The organism is Tenacibaculum adriaticum (genome assembly GCF_008124875.1).
Lineage (GTDB): Bacteria > Bacteroidota > Bacteroidia > Flavobacteriales > Flavobacteriaceae > Polaribacter > Polaribacter adriaticus.
The window spans coordinates 724,446-743,125 of sequence record NZ_VNIA01000001.1 but is presented as its reverse complement, the minus strand read 5'-3'; the positions used below and the strand labels follow the sequence as shown (position 1 = coordinate 743,125).

The following is an 18,680-nucleotide window of genomic DNA, read 5'->3' as shown; positions in this document are numbered from 1 at the left end:
TATAGAAAAGAAAATCCGTTTAATACTAGTATTAAACGGATTTTAGGTTTTATGAAAACCTTTGTTTTTAAAACAAGGAAACTAAATCTTCTTGTACATTCTCTCCTTTGTTTTTATTATACCAAACTTGAAGATCTTCTTTTATTTTAGCATCTACAACTCCATTTTTTACTTTATAATCAGCAATTAAATTTGTTGCCTCAGTTGGTCTCGGCCCCCAAGTAAATAAAATTTCTTTATTAGCATTTAACACGATTAACTTCGGAATTGACCTTCCTCCATTGGTTAAAAATTCATCCATTAACTCAAGGTTTTCATCACGCAAAACCAATTTTAAATCAATATTCGAATTTTCTTCTGCAATTTTATTAAGTACAGGTATGTTTTGAGCAGCATCTCCACACCAACCTTCAGTTAAAACCAACCATGTTTGTGCTTCGTTAATTTTTAGAACTGATTGTTTTGTTATGTCAGTTACTTTAATTGTTTTATCAAGACGCTTCATACGTCTATCATTTAGCAAACTATAATTATATAAATCTTCTGTTTGATTTGGCCCTGTTGATTTATTTTCCGCTAATAAATCTGAAATCAACGTCCTATAGTCAGAATACGAAATTGCTTTTTGTAAGCTTTTTTCTAAAAGTTTTTTCATTACATCTGTTTTGTACTTCTTGTTGGACGAAAAGACTTATTTAAACTTACATTGACGGTAAGACTCCTTCTTGTTGCTTTTTAATATTGATCAACATCTCATTGGTCATTGATTCTAAATCGAATTTATGTTGCCAATTCCAATCTTTTCTTGCTTGACTATCGTCGATAACCTGTGGCCAACTATTTGCTATTGCTTGACGAAAATCTGATTTATAGGAAATTTCAAAATTAGGAATGTGTTTTTTAATTTCTGATGCTATTTCTTTTGGCGTAAAACTCATCGCCGCTAAATTATAAGAAGTACGTGTTTTCACCTCTTTTTCATCAGCTTGCATGATTTGTATCGTTGCATTTACTGCATCTTCCATATACATCATTGGCAAACGGGTATCTTCTTCTAAAAAGCATTCGTATTTACCTTCTTCAATTGCTTTAAAATAAATATCTACAGCGTAATCTGTTGTTCCCCCTCCTGGTTTAGTTTTCCAACTAATGATTCCTGGATAACGAATACTTCGAACATCTACCCCAAACTTTTGATGGTAATAATTACACCAATGTTCTCCAGCTATTTTACTAATTCCGTAGACAGTTGTTGGTTCCATAACCGTTTGTTGTGGAGTATTTACTTTAGGTGATGTTGGTCCAAAAGCAGCAATAGAACTAGGCCAATAAACTTGTTTAATTAACTTTTCTTTTGCCAAGTCTAAAACAATTAACAAAGAGTTCATATTTAATTCCCAAGCTTTCTGTGGATACTTTTCTGCAGTAGCTGATAGCATAGCAGCCATTAAATACACCTGAGTGATCTTATATTTTTCGATAACTTTTATAATCGTTTCTCTATCGGTGGCATCAATAATTTCGAATGGTCCAGAATGCATCATATCCTCATTTCCTTCTCGAATATCTGAAGCTATAATACTATTATTACCGTAAACAGATCGTAATTTTTGTGTAAGCTCAGTGCCTATTTGTCCGCAAGCACCTATAATTAAAATGGTTTCACTCATTTTTAAAAACTCATAAATTGTATAGAACAAAGGTATCAAATTTAAGAATTCGTAATAATAATTTATTAATTTTTAACTATTCATAAAAAATATTGTCAACAAACTGATTGTTAAGGTTTAACTTTTCATTATCTCTAAAACGATTAAAAATATGTAATTTTACTTCTTTAAATTATCCTTTATGAACAAGTCAATTTTGTTTTTTTTTATGATTTTTATTTTGCTTTTTAGCTGTAAGAAAAGCATACAAACTGCTAAAAAAGAAACTGTAAAAAGCGACAAAAGTATTATTGTTAAACACAAAACATATGCTATTTTAAAAGACGCTTCAATTAAAAAAACTCAAAACTGGGTAGCGTATAAAAATTTTAACGAGTTTTTAAAAAGGTTTGAAACTACATCGCCAAACGAAGCCTTTAGTAATGTTACGGAATTAAAAGAATTAACCAAAGCTTTAAAGGACAGCATTATAATTGAAGATTTTAAAACACCTGCTTTCAATGCAAGATTAAATGTATTAGAAAACGAAATTTTAAGATTATCTGACATGTCTATAATCCCAGCTATAAAGGGTGATGAAGTCAACAATCAAATCGATAAAATATTTCTTGTTTTTGGCAGTTTAAATGACAAAATAAATACCATTTACGATCAAAAAAACTTTGACAAGGAGATTGATTTGAATAACTTTTTTAAACTAGATACTATTGGTGAATCAATAAAAAGAGAAGAAAAAGAGAAAATAAAAAGTATCCCTAAAAAAGAAAAGGTATTTAAAGACCAGCCTCTTGAGGTTAAGAAACGAAAACAATTTTTTAAAATTAAATAATGAAAAATTCAATTCCCTTTTTAATCACTCTTTTAAGTATTTCTTTTCTTTCTTGTAACCAACCTCAAGAAGAAAAAATTAATACATCAGCTGTAAAAACAGAAGTCAGTAATTTGTTAGATAACTGGCATAAAGCTGCTTCTGATGCTAATTTTGAAAATTACTTTGGTGCTATGGATAGTATTTCTGTTTTTGTAGGTACAGATGCTAGTGAAGTTTGGGACAAAAAACAATTTGAAAATTTTAGTAAACCTTATTTTGATAAAGGAAAAGCATGGTCTTTTAAAACAGTAGATAGAAATATTTATATCCATGAATCAGGTGCTTTAGTTTGGTTTGACGAATTACTGAATACTTGGATGGGAGTTTGTCGTGGTTCTGGAGTTATTACCAAAAAGCAAAATGAGTGGAAAATAAAACACTATGTGCTTTCTATTGCTGTATCAAATGAAGATGTAAACCCTATTGTTAAAATTAAGAAAAAAAGAGATTCTTTGTTCTTATCTAAGTTTAAGTAAGTTTACTTAACTATTTCATTCACTGCTTCGAAAATCAAGTTAGATTCCCAACCTCTGTAGTTGAGAAAATCAATGATTTTCTTTTTTCGTTTGTAAATATTGGTTTCAGAAATTGACTCGTTTTTCTTTTCAACCAATTCATATAAAGTAGTTATATACTCTTGGTCATCAATTTCTTTAAGTGCAGTTTTAATGTTGTATTGAGAAATATCTCTAAACTTCAACTCTCGAATAATTCGCTGTTTTCCCCATTTTTTAATTCTAAATTTACCTCTAGCAAAACTCTTTGCAAACCGTTCTTCATTTAAAAAATTATGTTGTAAAAGATGTAATAAAATATACTCTTTAGCTTCTGGAATTAAATTGTATTCTGATAGTTTTTTTTCAACCTCTTTATGACATCTGTCTTGATAAACACAATATTGTTCTAACTTTCGTTTTATTTCTTCAACCGAAAAAACCTGCTTTTTCATTTTACGAAAGTAGCTAATTATGGCAAATAAAAAGGATTGAAAATTTTTACACTTTCAACCCTTTTTTATAGTTAATAAAAAATTAATTATAGAATAGTACGAAGCCACATTTTAAAACGTGTAACTAAGTAGAATAATATTGGAACTACTATTAGAGTTAAAAATGTAGCTACAAATAATCCGTAAATAACAGTCCATGCTAATGGCCCCCAAAAGATTACGTTATCTCCTCCCATATAAATATGTGGGTTTAACTCACTTGCTAACGTAAAAAAGTTAATATTTAATCCGGTTGCTAACGGTATTAATCCTAAAATAGTGGTAATGGCAGTTAGTAAAACAGGACGCAAACGTGCTTTACCACCAGTAATAATCGCTTCATTTAGCGTATTTACATCAACAAAATCTTCTTTATCTATATCCAGCTCTATCTTTTTCCTATCTATTAATAACTGAGTATAATCTAAAAGCACAACTCCGTTATTTACCACAATACCTGCTAATGAAATAATTCCCATCATCGTCATCATTATTACAAATGATGCTCCCGATGCTACAATCCCTCCAAAAACACCAATAAAACTTAAAAATATTGCCAACATAATAATTGCTGGTTTAGAGACTGAATTGAATTGGAAAATTAAAATAAAGAAAATTAATCCTAAACCAGAGAAGAATGCCCCCATTAAAAATGTCATTTGTTTATTTTGTTCTTCAATCTGACCTGTATAATCCACTTTAATATCAGAGGGTAATTCAGTAAAAACTTTCATTTCATTTTGAATCTTAGAAACTATTGCGCCTGCATCTGTAAAACCTGGAGCTAAAGCAGAATACACTGTTACCACTCTTTTTGCTTCTTTATGTTTAATTGCGCTAAACCCTGAGGTGTTTTTTTGACTTGCTACCGCAGACACAGGAATTGATTTAATCTGACCTGATGCCATATCTCTAAAGGTTATAGCTTGGTTAAAAATAGCACTGGTGTTGTAACGATTCTCTTTATTAAAACGCACGTAAATATCGTAATCATCTCCTGACTCTTTATAAACTCCTGCTTTACTTCCAAAAATTGAATTACGTAATTGTTGCCCTACTTGTGAAGCACTAACACCTAATTCTCCTGCTTTCTTTCTATCTACATTTACCAACATTGTTGGTTTTGCTTTGTTTACATCTATTTTTAGCTCTGCAATACCGGGTATTGATTTAGAATTGATAAAGTCACGAATTTTTTCTGCAGTATTAATCAATTCTCCATAGTCTTTCCCTTCCATTTCAATATTAATAGGGTATCCAGCTGGCGGTCCATTTTGATCTTTTTCTACAGAAATTAATAACCCTGGATAAATACCTTGTAAAGCATCGGTAACTTTCTTTTTAAGCTCTTTACTATCCACTCCTCTACGGTATTTATACTCGCGCATACTAGCTACAATTTTACCACGATGTGGCATTTCTGCAGTAGACCCTCCGTCTGTTTGTGGATTTCCAGAACCAGCCCCTACTTGTGCTATAGAACTTTCTACTAAAAAATTATAATCTCCGTCCATATATTCAGAAGAGTTTAAAATTTTATCTACTCGCTCTTCCAAATCTTTCATAATAAGATTTGTTTTATCTATATCTGTCCCTTGTGGGTACTCTACATACACAATAACCTGATTTGGGGTGTTATCTGGGAAAAACTCAACTTTCGTACGTTGACTACCAACAGATGCTCCAAAACCTCCAAAGGCCATAAATAATAAAATGAATGTTGCTACTGTAATAATGTATGGTCTCCATCCTTTTAAAGAAGCTCTAATCATTCGCTCATAAAAACGCTCCCAACGGGGTAAAGATCTATTCTGAAACCTGTTTGCCATAGGACGAAGAAATAAACGATATACCCACAACATGATTGCCGTGAAAATCATTATAGTTCCTAATGCGCGGTAAGCACCTCCAAAAATTACAATTAATAGACCAAAAACAGCCATAATTGCCGTCATCATTATGATTCTTTTCAATGGCATATCTTTATCTTCAGTAGTCATAAACTGAGATACCATAACAGAGTTAAAAAAGATAGCAACAAATAAGGATGATCCTAAAACTACCGATAAAGTTATTGGGAAATAAATCATAAATTGTCCCATAACCCCAGGCCACATTCCTAACGGAATAAAGGCAGCTACTGTTGTTGCTGTGGAAATGATAATAGGAAATGCAATTTCTCCAATTCCTTTTTTCGCGGCTTCAACTCTGTTCATCCCTTCGTCTTCCATTAAACGATATACGTTTTCTACGACAACAATACCGTTATCAACAAGCATCCCTAGCCCCATGATTAATCCGAAGAGAATCATGGTATTTAAGGTATAACCCATCAAATTTAAGATCATTAACGACATGAACATCGACATAGGAATCGCAAAACCAACAAATAGTGCATTTTTGAACCCTAGGAAAAACATTAGTACAGTTACTACTAAGATTACTCCAAAAATGATATTATTTACCAAATCGTCAACTTGACCAATTGTTTTTGACGACTGATCGTTCGCTATGGTTACTTTTAAATTACTAGGAAAAATATTTTCCTTCGTATCTTTTACAATTTGTGTAATCTTTTCTGCCGCAGCAACCATATTTTTTCCTGCACGTTTTTTAACGTCAAGCATTACAACAGGCTCCCCAAACTCTCGTGCATAGGTTGTTTTATCTTTGTCTTTAAAAGTAACAACCGCTATATCTTTAAGGTAAATTGAGTTTCCTTTTTCTGATTTTACTACAAAATTTTGTAACTCTTGTGGATTTTGAACTTCTCCTAAAACACGAATTGTACGACGTTGCCCACTCGCTACAATATTACCCGCAGAAACTGTTGCATTTCCTTCTCCAATGGCTTGTATAACATCTTGAAAACTCACCTGAGCAGCCATCATTTTATAAATATCTACCGCTACTTCGACTTCTTTGTCTTCTGCACCTCGGATATCTGCTTTCTTAATTTCATCTAAATCTTCAATTTCATCTTGAAGATACTCAGCATATTTTTTAAGTTGTTCTACAGGATAATCACCCGAAATATTGATGTTTAAAATGGGTGTTTCTTCAGAAATATTTAACTCAAAAACATTAGGTTCCACTTTAGCTCCGTTAAATGTAGGCCAGTCTTCACCCGATACTTTTTGATCTACCTCATCTTTAACTTTTTGCTTAGCTTCTTCAATAGTTAAATGCTCATCAAATTCTAAAATAACCATCGAAACATCTTCTTGCGATGTCGATGTAATCTTCGTTACATTACTTACTGTTTTTAATTTTTCTTCTAACGGATCAGTAATTAACTTTTCAATATCTTCCGCAGTATTTCCTGGGTAAATAGAGTTTACATAAATCTTGGTGTCTTTAATCTCTGGAAAATCTTCACGAGGCATGCTTAAGAATGCAGAAATACCAAAGAAGAAAATCAGCACCATCATTACATAAACAGTGGTTTTGTTGTTAATTGCCCAAGAAGACAAACCGAATTCTTTATCTACTTTTTTATTTTTTTTAGTCATTATTCGTAGGTCTTTAATTTGGTTTATTTAGCGCTATTAACATTCAAGATTTTAACCTCTTGGTCATTTTTTACACTACGTGCTCCTTCGTTTATAATATGCATTCCGCTAGTAATTCCACTTATTACTTCTATAATATCTCCCTGAGTTTTTCCTGTTTCAATAATTACTTGTTTTGCAACTCCTTTGTTACCCTTTATACTATCTACCATATACACATACTGCTCTCCATTAGCATTTTCTGATATAATACTTTGTGGTATTAAAATCGCATTAGGATTTGTATAATCATTAATTTTAAGCTTTGCTGTTAAATTTGGCTTTATGCTTCTGTCTTTATTTGGCACGCTAATTTCAACTTTAAATGTACGATTAGCTGGATTGATAAAGTTTCCTGCTTGACGAACTTCAGAATTTATTTTTTTTCCCAAAATTGGGAAATCAACTTCTACTGTTTTTCCTTTTTTTACAGAAGTAATATAATTTTCTGGCACATCAGTTTCAATATACATATCTCCTAAGTTTACTATTCGGAAAATTTCTGATCCAGGACCAGGTGCAACCACAGTACCTTGCTCTTTAATAACATCATCTATAATTCCTGTAAACGGAGCTCTAATAGTATATTTTGCTATTGTTTTACGTAAATTACTTACTGCATTGGTTTGTGCCTCGTAACTTGTTTTTGCTTGTAAAAACTGAATTTCTGATCCGATTTTTTGTTCCCATAAACGTTTTTGACGCTCGTATGTAGTTTTTGCCAGTGCTGAATTAGCTTCTAATTGTGCTAATTGGTTAGACATTCCTCCATCATCTATTCTTGCCAATGCTTGCCCTTTAGTAACTTGTTGACCTTCCTTTACAAAAATACTTACTAATTGACCCGCCATTTCTGGATATACCAATACATTTTTCTTTGTTTGTACATTTCCTTGTAATTCTAAATAATGTACAAACTGGTTTTCTTTAGCTGCAATCGTAGTAATTAACGACACTTTTTTATTCGTGTCTAATTCAGAAATTTTTGCGTTTAATAGTTTTAATTCATCTGCTAAAACTTGTTGCTGCTTATCTAAATTATCTTTTTTTGCTCTGATCTGTGCTAAATCGTTCGTAGCTAAAACTTGCTCTACTGATTGTTCTTTTTTGCCTCCACATGAAATTAAAAGAACGGTGGTTACTGCTATTATAAATATCTTTCTCATTAGTTGATTATTTTACTGGTATATTTAATGCGTTTTCTAACTGTGCTTTTTTAGCAATGACATTTAACATTGACTGCACGTAATTGTTTTGTTGTGTGTATAATTGATTTTGTGCTTGAGATAAATCGAAACTTGAAGAAATTCCTTCAAAAAATTTGACTTGTTGCTTCTTCTCTATACGTTCTGCTAAGGCCATGTTTTTCTTAGCCGTTTCGTAATTTTCGATACTTAATTGATATTCACTCTTTGCTGTTTGTGCTTGTAAGTTTAAATTTTGCTCAATTTCTTCTAAACGTATATCGGCGTTTTCTAATTCAATTCTGGCTTGAGCAGTTTTAGCACTTCTACCTAAACTACTGAAGATTGGGACATTCAATGTTACACCAAATAATGAATAATCGAACCATTCTTGGTCACTATCAAAAAAAGCAAAAGAGTCTGAATTAGCACTGGCACCGTAGTTAATAAAAGCAGACAAACTAGGTAAAGCTTTGCTTTTCTCTAATTTCATCAGCAAACGTTTACTTTCTCTATCGTTTTGCGCTATTTGATAATCAATATGTTTATTTATATCAAAAGTTTGAGCTAATAAATTTAGATCAGTATTCAACATCGTTAAACTTTCAAGTGAATCTGTTAATTCTAATTTTTTGTTAATTGAATTCCCTAAAGAAATATTTAACATTTGATAAGAGATTTCTTTTAAGCGTTTAGCATTTCTTAAATTGTTTTCTAAAGTCCCTAAGGTGATTTGCAATTGCTCAACATTTTCTAGTTCCGTTAAACCGTTATCATAAATTTTTTGAGTTTCATTTAAATTCTTTTGAAGAATACGTTGATTACTTTCTAAAATATCTATAGATTTTTCTGTTACCAATACATTTCCATAAGCATTGATTACTGCTTCACGAGTAGTCAGTTCTGTTTTTTCTTTCGCTTGTTCAGAAATTTTTAAATAGGTTTTTGCAGATTGTAAACCTACTAAATAAGACCCATCAAATATTAATTGACTTAACCTTACTGATGCATTGATATTTTGTTTTGTCCCGAAAGCCACTGGCACAAATGTACCTGGATCTCCACCAGCTATTTTTCCCGGAAGTAATGAAACCTGCTGTTTTAACCAATTCTGATAATCAACAGTACCATTTATCTGTGGCAAACCTATTGTCGTGGTCTCCCATTTTCTTTTTATAGCTGCGTCAATATTTTTAGCTGCTACTTTGTTATTGTAGTTATTTTTTATTGCATAGTCAATAGCTTCTTCTAGTGATAATTTAAAAGGGGTCTCTTGTGCCTTGATAGAATTTAATCCTAAAAAAAGACAAATTATAAATACTGTTTTCTTCATTTACTTTTATTTCATTAACTGTTTTTCAATAACTTTTATTCCTTTTGGCGTACAAATGCCACGTAAGTGATATTCTATATAATTATCCATTAATTCTGATTGTGAAAATTGACTAGCTGGAAATAGCTCGTTGTCTTTTATTGCTGTCATTCCTTGAAAATAAATTCTTGAAATGAAATCAATATTAATATCATCTCTAAACAATTTTTGTTCTAGGCCTCTCTCTAAATTTTCTTTTATAGAGTTTTGCATAAAATCAAATTGCTTCTTTTTAATTTCAGAATAAATTTTTGGATAATATTTTTGTAATTGATATTGTGGAGATGATTTTTCATTTTTAAGATGCCCCATTACAAACTTTTTAATCTCAAATAATTCTATAATAGGGTTCTTTTGTTGCTCATGAATATGATCTATTCCGCAACAAACAGAATTAAACATAAAACTGGTCACTTCTTTAACTAACTCTATTTTATTCTTAAAATGAGTGTAAATGGTTTTTTTAGAAACACCTATTCCGTTGGCAATATCATCCATCGTAACACTCTTAAACCCTAGGTTTAGGAACATTTCTCCCGCTTTTTCTAAAATTTTTTCTTTCATAATTGACGGCAAATGTACAACAGGAAACTTTAGAAACAAAAAAAGTTTCCTAAGTTTTAATGATTTTTTAACATTCAGTATTAAACATTCTTCAGATTACATTATTTTTACAAAAAATTTGAGATTTGGATTTATTAAAATATCAAACAGACTTTTTAGACTATTTACAAACCCAAAAGTTTGAGAATGAACCTAAAAACTTATATGCTCCTATTGAATATATACTCCAATTAGGAGGAAAAAGAATCAGACCAATTTTGACTTTAATTGCTGCGGATATTTTTTCTGGTAATTATCAAAAAGCCATACCTGCAGCTATGGCGGTAGAAACCTTTCATAACTTCACTTTGGTTCATGATGACATTATGGATGAAGCTCCGCTTAGAAGAGGTAAAGAAACTGTACATAAAAAGTGGAATATAAATACAGGTATCTTATCTGGTGACGCGATGTTGATTTTAGCATATCAGTATTTTGAAAATTATAAACCAAAAGTTTTTCAGCAATTAGCAAAATTATTTAGCAAAACAGCTTTGGAGGTTTGTGATGGTCAGCAACTAGATGTCGATTTTGAAACTCGAAACGATGTTACTATTGATGAATATATAAAAATGATTACTTTAAAAACATCTGTTTTAGTGGCTGCTGCTTTAAAAATGGGAGCCATTGTTGCAGAAGCTGATGAAGAACAGGCAAATCATTTATACGATTTCGGATTAAACCTTGGTATAGCATTCCAGCTACAAGATGATTATTTAGATACTTTTGGAGATCCTGAAACATTTGGAAAACAAGTAGGTGGGGATATTATTGAAAACAAGAAAACGTATTTGTATTTAAAATCATTAGAAATTGCTGATAATAATGATATTGAAAAACTTAAGTTTTTTTACAACCAAAAATTAGAAGACAACTCTATAAAAATAGTAGAAGTTTCTCGTATTTTTGAGCAGAACGATATTCCTAAATTTACACAAGACCTAATTGAAGATTATACCAATAAATCTTTTGAAAGTTTAGCGTCTTTAAAAATTTCTGAAGAAGCAAAAAAAGGCCTACGAGATTTCGGAAACAATTTAATGAACAGAAAAGTGTAATTTTATTGTTCTAGTTTCAAAAAAGTTTTTATTTTTGCAATCCTTTTTAGGAGGTCCTATAGCTCAGTTGGTTAGAGCACCTGACTCATAATCAGGTGGTCCATGGTTCGAGTCCATGTGGGACCACAACTTAAAAGCCCAATTAAACATTGTTTAATTGGGCTTTTTTAATTCTGAAAATGAAGCATATAACACTAAATATTAAAAAAAATTATTAACTACGTGCTTTAGAAAATAATTCCTCTTCAGCTTTATTCATATTCTCAATTCCTTTTAACAAAGCGTCTGGGTTATATGAAATACTATCTATACCCGATGCCACCAAAAACGAAGCAAATTCAGGATAATCACTCGGAGCTTGACCACATAAACCAATTTTCGTTTTCGTTTTATTTGCTTTTTCAATAACCATAGATATCATCTTTTTAACCGCTTCGTTCTTTTCATCAAACAAATTTGACATTAACCCTGAGTCTCTGTCTATACCTAATGTAAGTTGCGTAAGGTCGTTTGAACCTATTGAAAATCCATCAAATATTTCTGCAAATTCTTCTGCTAAAATTACATTACTTGGTATTTCAACCATAGTGTAAATTTCTAAGCCATTTTCGCCTCTTATTAATCCATAGTCTCCCATCAACATTATTACTTTTTTTCCTTCTTCAACCGTTCTACAAAAAGGAACCATCACTTTTAAATTGGTTAATCCCATATCTGCGTGAACTCTTTTAATAGCTTCACATTCAAGTTTAAACCCGTCTTTATACGCTTTATTATAATAACGTGCAGCTCCTCTAAAACCTAACATGGGGTTATCCTCTGCTGGCTCGAATTGTTGACCTCCAATAAGATTTGCATACTCATTCGTTTTAAAATCACTTAGTCTAACAATCACTTCTTTCGGATAAAATGCTGCACAAATAGTAGCAATTCCTTGCGACAACTTATCAATAAAGTACTCCCGTTTGTCTGTATAGTTCTTCGTAAGTTTTTCAATATAAGCCGCTGTTGCTGGGTTTTTGAGTTTATCAAAACGCACCAATGCCATTGGGTGGATTTTTATTAAATGTGTTATAATAAACTCCATTCGCATTAAACCAACTCCATCATTAGGATAAAATGACAATCTGAAAGCCTTATCAGGATCTGCAAGAATAATTTTAGCTTCTGTTTTCGGCATTTTTATGTTTGAAAAGTTGATCTTGTTTTCTTCAAAAGGTACTTCTCCTTCATAAACATATCCTGTATTTCCTTCGGCACATGAAACAGTAATAGCTTGATCATTTGAAAGAATTGCTGTTGCATTAATACAACCTACCAATGCAGGAATACCGAGTTCACGAGAAACAATCGCTGCATGACTTGTTCTTCCCCCTTTATTGGTAATAATAGCACTCACTTTTTTTAATAAAGGATCCCAATCTGGCGTAATAGAATCTGTGACTATAATATCTGTTTTGGTTAGTTCAACTGCTTCTTTTGGAGAGTTTATTTTTTTAACCTTACCGTGAACAATCTTATGCCCAATTGCATTTCCATTTAATATCGAAGATTGTTTTTTTAACAATTTATATTCAACAGTGAATTTCTTATCATCTTCTTGATGTACTGTCTCTGGTCTTGCTTGAATAATGAATAATTCATTTGTAAAACCATCTTTTGCCCATTCTATATCAATCGCTGTTTTATAATGCTCTTCGATAATTAAAGACCATTTAGCTAGTTTATTAATTTCAGCTTCTGAAAGCACATACGATTCTTGTTTAGCCAAAGGGGTATCTACATTCATAGTTGATGCATGATTATTTGATGTGGTATACACCATTGTTTTTTCCTTAGATCCCATGTTCTTTTTGATAATTGCATCGAACCCTTTTTTAAGCGAAGGTTTAAAAACATAAAATTCGTCCGGATTTACAACTCCCTGAACAATGTTCTCTCCTAGGCCCCAAACCCCTGAAATTAAAACCACATCTTTAAATCCTGATTCTGGATCAATAGTAAAACCAACACCTGAGCATCCTTTATCTGCTCTTACCATTTTTTGAACTCCTACCGACAACGCAACTTCTTCGTGTTTAAATCCTTTTTCTTCTCTATACTTTATGGCTCTATTGGTATATAATGAAGCAAAGCAATCTTTTACCGCCTTTAACAAATTAGCTTCTCCTTTAATATTCAAATAAGACTCGTGTTGTCCCGCAAAACTAGCCCCTGGTAAATCTTCGGCAGTTGCACTACTTCTTACAGCTACATCAATTTCTTTCCCTTTTCCTAATTCTAAGTACGCCTGTAGTATTCTTTCAGAAAATTTTTCTTGTAACTCGCCTTCTAAAATTAATTTTCTAACCTTTTCACCAATTTCATTAAGGTTATTATAAGTATTTCTATCTAACTTTTTTAAAACTTGCTTTATAGTTTCTTCTATATTATTTTTGATTAAAAACTCTCTAAAAGCAAAAGATGTGGTAGCAAAACCGTTAGGTATAGGAACCCCATCTGAAGATAACTCATTATACATTTCTCCTAATGAGGCATTTTTACCACCAACAACAGCAATATCATTAATACCAATTTCACTAAACATTTTAAGAGTAGCATTATTCATCTTATTTTTTCTTTTTTAAGGCACTATTAGCTTCTTCTAATAAATAAATTGCTTCTTTATCACTAACCTGATCAAAATTTCTGTAGTGATTTCCAACTGCATTAAAATCATAAGGTTCTTCTAGACAAATAACTTCGTCTACATATGGAGAGCGTTTTAGCTTTTGTATGGCTGATGGGGGAGCAACAGGAACTGCAATAATAATTTTTGCTGGATTTTCATTATACACCAATTCGATTGTAACTAAAATAGTATTTCCTGTGGCAATTCCATCATCTACAATAATCACCGTTTTATTTTTAAGGTTTTGAGGAGAAACGTTTAGATAAAATTTTTGAAGTCTCTTTTTTAAAGTTTCTCTAACGCTGTCTATTTCATCTATTAAATATTCTTCTGAAACACTATCGGAACCAAATCCTAAAACAGAGTTTTTTAAGCTTACAGCACCAATTGCATATTCTTTATTTGAAGGATGTCCTATTTTTTTAGTTAATACTATATCTAAAGGCACTTCAAGTTCTTTTGCTATTATTGCTCCTAACGGAAGACCTCCTCTAGGAATCGCTAATACAACGGTATTTTCACCTTTTAAATGGTGCAATTCTTTTGCTAGTAATATGGCCGCTTCAGTTCTATCTTCAAACATCGTTTTAATCATTAAAAAATTCATTAAACCAACTAATCGTTAATGCTGTTACTTCTTCTAGCTTTCCTGGTTCTTCAAAAAGATGAGAAGCATTGGAAACAATTTTAAAATCTTTTTCACACTTCAATTTACTGTATGCAATACGATTTAAAGCTATCACCACATCATCAAATCCTCCAACTATAAAAAGTGTAGGAGAATTTATTTTATTTAAATCCTCATTACCAGCTAAATCCGTTCTTCCTCCTCTAGAAACTACACCTTTAATTGAATCTCCAAAAAACGCGGCTGCTTTTAATGCTGATGCACTCCCTGTACTTGCACCAAAATATCCTATATTATTAATTGATGATGATTCGAAATTGTTTTTAACCCATTTGGTAACATTGATTAACCTTTGAGTTAGCAACTCAATATCAAACCTGTTTTCATAAACCCTGTCTTCTTTTTCTGTTAACAGATCAAAAAGAAGTGTTGCAAACTGTTGTTCATTTAATAATTTGGCTACAAAGTTATTTCTCGGACTCAATCGACTACTTCCACTACCATGTGAGAAAATAATAATCCCTTTTGAGTTTTCTGGAACGCTTAAAATTCCTTTAAGCGTAACATTACCTAAATTAATTTCTACGTTTCGAGTTGTTCCTATCATTTTCAATACCAATATTTTAATGCTAAAATTACATCTCTAAAGCAGTTTTAGAAATGACATTTATCATTAATAATCAATTGATTAAAAAATTACGCTGTATAATTAAAAAGGAAACTCACTTAGCAAGTGAGTTTCGAAAATTATAAATTATCCTTTATATATGAAATTAGGACAGTAAATTGGAATGATAAAAAATATTAATATCATTAATAAAAAAACCCAAAATAGTCCCATAAGTATTGGATACACAATAGTATAGTTTTTAAGTTTTGGATTAATCGAATGTGCTAATAACCCATGGACACCAGCACTAAAAAGAAAAAAAATTAATCCTAAAGTTAGCGACACAAAAAGGACCGAATGAGATTCTCTTATGTTAAAAAGATAAACACCTAACACTAATGAGATAACAATTAATATTCTATATATTCTTCTTTCCATTTGTCCTAATTTTAAATATTTTTTATAAACGGTTTTCGTTAAAACTCATTAAAGGAAAGTTTCCTAAAGTTCCCATTTTTTTTACCAAATCAGCATGAAATATTTTTTTTACTAAGCCTTTCGGGGTTCTTTCTAACATCGCTACTATATCAGCTTTATTTTTCCCTAGATATTCTCTTAATGAGTTAAAGATATTATCAGAAAATAAGATCTCTGTTTCAATATTATTGTATGAAATTTTTTCTCGAAGTAATTCTTTAAACCATTCCATTTGTTCATCTCCATGATATTCTTCTTTGGTAGAAAAATGAACAATTTTTAAGGTTGCATTGTACGGTTTTGCTATTTTAAGTAAATCTTGAATAGCATTAATATCTCTCTCTTCAAAATCAGACGCATAAACAATGGTTCTAATTTCTCTTACTTTAGCTTTTTTAGGAACCATTAAAACAGGACATGGAGCCCTATCGATAAGATGTTTTATCGTTCTACCTAAAAGCAACTCTTTTAATAATTTTTCACTTTTAGTGCCAGTAACTATTAAATCGGCATTTAATTCATTTATTTTGGTTATAATTCCATTTTCTATTGATTTATCTTCAATAGCTTCAAATGTTACATCTATTTTATCTAGATCACCTTTGTAATGTTTTTTACAAAAATCAACTAGTTTGTCATGATGTAATTTATAAGACTCTTTTTCTAAAGAATTATAAGGCTCTTTAAGGCCTTCATCAAAAATTGTAGGATAATCGAAAATATGAACTATAAATAAACTCGCATTTAATTTTTCACTTAAACTAAAAGCATACTTTAATGCTGGTATCGCATTTTCTGAATAATCGGTTGCGTGTAGTATTACTCTTTTCATCTTGATTAATTTAGTACAATGATTATTCAAAAGTATCAAACTAAAAAGACCCCTAAAATGACAATAGTCATGTTAGAGGCTTTATATACTACTTGTTAGAAAATAAATTGAGATAAGTAAAATCCTAATACGATCGTATTTTGCTACGTCGGATAGAATCTTTTTGATATGGAGTCCATTTATAGTTTCCTTCTAATATTCCATCGGTTTCCCAATCTCCATACATTGGATTGGGTAATACAATAAATTTATTTCCAAAAAACGTTTTTAAGCTATCAACTTTACGGCTTCTTGTTTCTGATGGCTGATCATCAAAAACAAAATGAAAATCAGATAAATTATCTCCCAGTAACATTATTATTTCATGTGTTTTCTCAACTTGAAATCTCCTTGATTCTTTTTTACTCGTATCTGTCTTCAATAAAACATGTTGATCATCTGAAAAAGGAAAGCCCAATTTTTGCATATTCTCAATAGTCTCTCTTTTTTGCTTTGATAAACGATTAGATATGTAAAAAATTTCCACACCTCTACTTTTAGCATATTTAAAAAACTCTAATGCTCCTGGAATTGCTTTTGCTTTTCGTTCTTTTCCCCATTCTATCCACCTAGCTTCTGAATAATCTTCATTTAACTCAATCATTTTTGCGTTATAAGGGCTGTTATCCAGGAGTGTTTCATCTATGTCTGTAACAATTGCCATAGGTTTTTCAGAACCTTTTTTGTTACGGAGCATATTATCTAATTGAAGTTGAGCCGTATTAAAAGCCTGATATGTGAGTGCTTTGTATTCAGCTGAATTTTGTTGCCATAAAACAGCCAATATTGAATATTCTTTATTTAGTACATCGCCTTTTTGTGATTTAGAAATCGAATCATTAGATTGAATACTTGTCGATTTACAACCAATAGTGAGTATTAATAATAGAAGAGCTATTCTGTTTTTCATAAATTTACTATCTATATTTTTAACAAAGATAATTCAAAGCTACCTGAATCTAATATCATTTTCAAATGATATTAACATCTAATTTTAGTTAGTTCAACAACATAAATCCACCTTTGGTTAAGATCTCTTTCCCTTTTAAATCTGAAATATTTGTCACTTCAACAAATTCTTCTGATTGTTTTCCTACTTCCAATTTTAGCGTATCAAAAGTGTAAACTCCTTCATTTTTATTCTTTAAAACCAATACAAAATAATCTCCATCAACTTCAGTTATAGCTTCTTTTGGTAAGGCTAATGTCTTTTTTGTGCTACTTATTATTTCTGCTTCTGCGAACATTCCTGTTACAAAATTGGTTTTTTCATCATCTTCGAGGTGTCCGTGAACTTTAACCGTTCTGTCTTTTTCATTTACAGAGGTACCCACCAAATGCACTTCTGCTTTGTAAACTTTATTTGACGCCTCAGGAATTTTAAAGTGAATAACCTGACCTTTTTTTATTTTCAAAATATCCTTTTCAAACACAGTCAATTCTAAATGAATGTGATCTGTATTAACAATTTCAATTATGGTCTCCGAAGGAGAAACATAAGTTCCGTTGCTCACATTCACTTTAGTTACATACCCTTGAATGGGTGTATAAATATTTATTGTTGATGAAATATTCCCTTGTTCTACAGAAGTTGGATTAATATTCATCATTTTTAATTTTTTTCGTAGACCGTTATATTGCGCCAACGAGCTTTTATAAGTGCTTTCAGCTTTCAAAAAATTCTTTTGTGAAGTGATCTTTTCATTATACAAAGTCTGTTGTCTTTCAAACTCCGTTTTTAGATAATTAAGTTGTTCAGTAACTTCTAAATACTCTTGTTGAACTTCTACAAACTCAGTATTCTCAAGTATAACAACCAATTGACCTTTTTTAACTTTATCCCCAATTAATAAAGGTGTTCTTTTAACATAACCTCCTAAAAAAGTGCTCACACTTGCTCTATTTTGTGGAGGAACATCAATAAAGCCATTTGTTTTTATTGTTTCATTAAATGATTGCTCTGATAATGTTCCTAACTCCATTTTTTCAGATTCAAATTGAGACTGAGTAATAGTTATAGTGTTATTACTAGTAACTTGTTCTATTGCTGTTTCAGTGTTTTTTTCAGACTTTCCACAAGACGCTAATGCAAGTGAAAAAAGTAATATATATATGCGTTTCATAAC

16 protein-coding genes and 1 tRNA gene are annotated in these 18,680 nt (G+C 31.1%); 4 read left to right on the top strand and 13 right to left on the bottom strand.

Annotation, left to right across the window (positions count from 1 at the left end; translation table 11 throughout):
• Nucleotides 1–67 precede the first annotated feature (67 nt).
• Nucleotides 68–655, bottom strand: a complete 588-nt coding sequence (locus C7447_RS03435; RefSeq protein ID WP_148868784.1) for a thioredoxin family protein — start codon at nt 653–655, stop codon at nt 68–70.
• Between the two features lie 46 nt (nt 656–701).
• Nucleotides 702–1,670 carry an NAD-dependent epimerase/dehydratase family protein gene (locus C7447_RS03430; protein WP_148868783.1) on the bottom strand — a complete coding sequence of 323 codons (969 nt, stop codon included), beginning with the start codon at nt 1,668–1,670 and terminating at the stop codon, nt 702–704.
• A gap of 181 nt (nt 1,671–1,851) precedes the next feature.
• Between C7447_RS03430 and C7447_RS03425 the strand changes: the two genes are divergently transcribed.
• Both C7447_RS03425 and C7447_RS03420 read left to right on the top strand, forming a co-directional pair.
• A complete protein-coding gene (locus C7447_RS03425; RefSeq protein WP_148868781.1) occupies nt 1,852–2,499 on the top strand; it encodes a hypothetical protein in 648 nt (215 codons plus the stop codon).
• A complete protein-coding gene (locus tag C7447_RS03420; protein WP_148868780.1) occupies nt 2,499–3,017 on the top strand; it encodes a nuclear transport factor 2 family protein in 519 nt (172 codons plus the stop codon). Before C7447_RS03425 ends, C7447_RS03420 begins: the two co-directional genes overlap by 1 nt.
• A gap of 2 nt (nt 3,018–3,019) precedes the next feature.
• Here the strand turns inward: C7447_RS03420 and C7447_RS03415 are convergent, their stop codons facing one another.
• The 5 genes from C7447_RS03415 to C7447_RS03395 all read right to left on the bottom strand — a co-directional run bounded on the left by C7447_RS03415 (nt 3,020) and on the right by C7447_RS03395 (nt 10,200).
• Nucleotides 3,020–3,490, bottom strand: coding sequence for a regulatory protein RecX (locus tag C7447_RS03415; protein WP_148868778.1), 471 nt, complete (start codon nt 3,488–3,490; stop codon nt 3,020–3,022).
• A gap of 86 nt (nt 3,491–3,576) precedes the next feature.
• Nucleotides 3,577–7,041, bottom strand: a complete 3,465-nt coding sequence (locus C7447_RS03410; RefSeq protein WP_148868777.1) for an efflux RND transporter permease subunit — start codon at nt 7,039–7,041, stop codon at nt 3,577–3,579.
• Between the two features lie 23 nt (nt 7,042–7,064).
• Nucleotides 7,065–8,246: an efflux RND transporter periplasmic adaptor subunit gene (locus C7447_RS03405; protein WP_148868775.1), complete on the bottom strand. Its 1,182-nt coding sequence runs from the start codon at nt 8,244–8,246 to the stop codon at nt 7,065–7,067.
• 7 nt (nt 8,247–8,253) lie between these two features.
• Nucleotides 8,254–9,597, bottom strand: a complete 1,344-nt coding sequence (locus tag C7447_RS03400; protein WP_148868773.1) for a TolC family protein — start codon at nt 9,595–9,597, stop codon at nt 8,254–8,256.
• Nucleotides 9,598–9,603: 6 nt separating this feature from the next.
• A complete protein-coding gene (locus C7447_RS03395; RefSeq protein ID WP_148868771.1) occupies nt 9,604–10,200 on the bottom strand; it encodes a TetR/AcrR family transcriptional regulator in 597 nt (198 codons plus the stop codon).
• 125 nt (nt 10,201–10,325) lie between these two features.
• Here C7447_RS03395 and C7447_RS03390 point away from each other — a divergent pair, with 125 nt between their 5' ends.
• Both C7447_RS03390 and C7447_RS03385 read left to right on the top strand, forming a co-directional pair.
• Nucleotides 10,326–11,297: a polyprenyl synthetase family protein gene (locus C7447_RS03390; RefSeq protein WP_148868769.1), complete on the top strand. Its 972-nt coding sequence runs from the start codon at nt 10,326–10,328 to the stop codon at nt 11,295–11,297.
• 52 nt (nt 11,298–11,349) lie between these two features.
• A tRNA-Ile gene (locus C7447_RS03385) sits at nt 11,350–11,423 on the top strand.
• 88 nt (nt 11,424–11,511) lie between these two features.
• On the opposite strand, the gene ppsA is transcribed toward C7447_RS03385, so the two are convergent.
• The 6 genes from ppsA to C7447_RS03355 form a co-directional block, all read right to left on the bottom strand.
• A complete protein-coding gene (gene ppsA / locus C7447_RS03380) occupies nt 11,512–13,905 on the bottom strand; it encodes a phosphoenolpyruvate synthase (protein ID WP_148868767.1) in 2,394 nt (797 codons plus the stop codon).
• A gap of 1 nt (nt 13,906) precedes the next feature.
• The gene (locus C7447_RS03375) at nt 13,907–14,563 is read right to left on the bottom strand and encodes a phosphoribosyltransferase (RefSeq protein WP_246143006.1); all 657 of its coding nucleotides are present in this window, start codon (nt 14,561–14,563) and stop codon (nt 13,907–13,909) included.
• Nucleotides 14,556–15,203 carry a dienelactone hydrolase family protein gene (locus tag C7447_RS03370; RefSeq protein WP_148868765.1) on the bottom strand — a complete coding sequence of 216 codons (648 nt, stop codon included), beginning with the start codon at nt 15,201–15,203 and terminating at the stop codon, nt 14,556–14,558. The genes C7447_RS03375 and C7447_RS03370 overlap by 8 nt, the downstream gene beginning before the upstream one ends.
• Nucleotides 15,204–15,666: 463 nt before the next feature.
• A complete protein-coding gene (locus tag C7447_RS03365; protein ID WP_148868764.1) occupies nt 15,667–16,515 on the bottom strand; it encodes a universal stress protein in 849 nt (282 codons plus the stop codon).
• A gap of 124 nt (nt 16,516–16,639) precedes the next feature.
• The gene (locus C7447_RS03360) at nt 16,640–17,464 is read right to left on the bottom strand and encodes a 5'-nucleotidase, lipoprotein e(P4) family (RefSeq protein ID WP_148868763.1); all 825 of its coding nucleotides are present in this window, start codon (nt 17,462–17,464) and stop codon (nt 16,640–16,642) included.
• An 88-nt stretch (nt 17,465–17,552) separates the two neighbouring features.
• Entirely contained in the window at nt 17,553–18,677 is a 1,125-nt protein-coding gene (locus C7447_RS03355) for an efflux RND transporter periplasmic adaptor subunit (RefSeq protein ID WP_148868762.1), read from the bottom strand.
• Between the last annotated feature and the right edge of the window lie 3 nt (nt 18,678–18,680).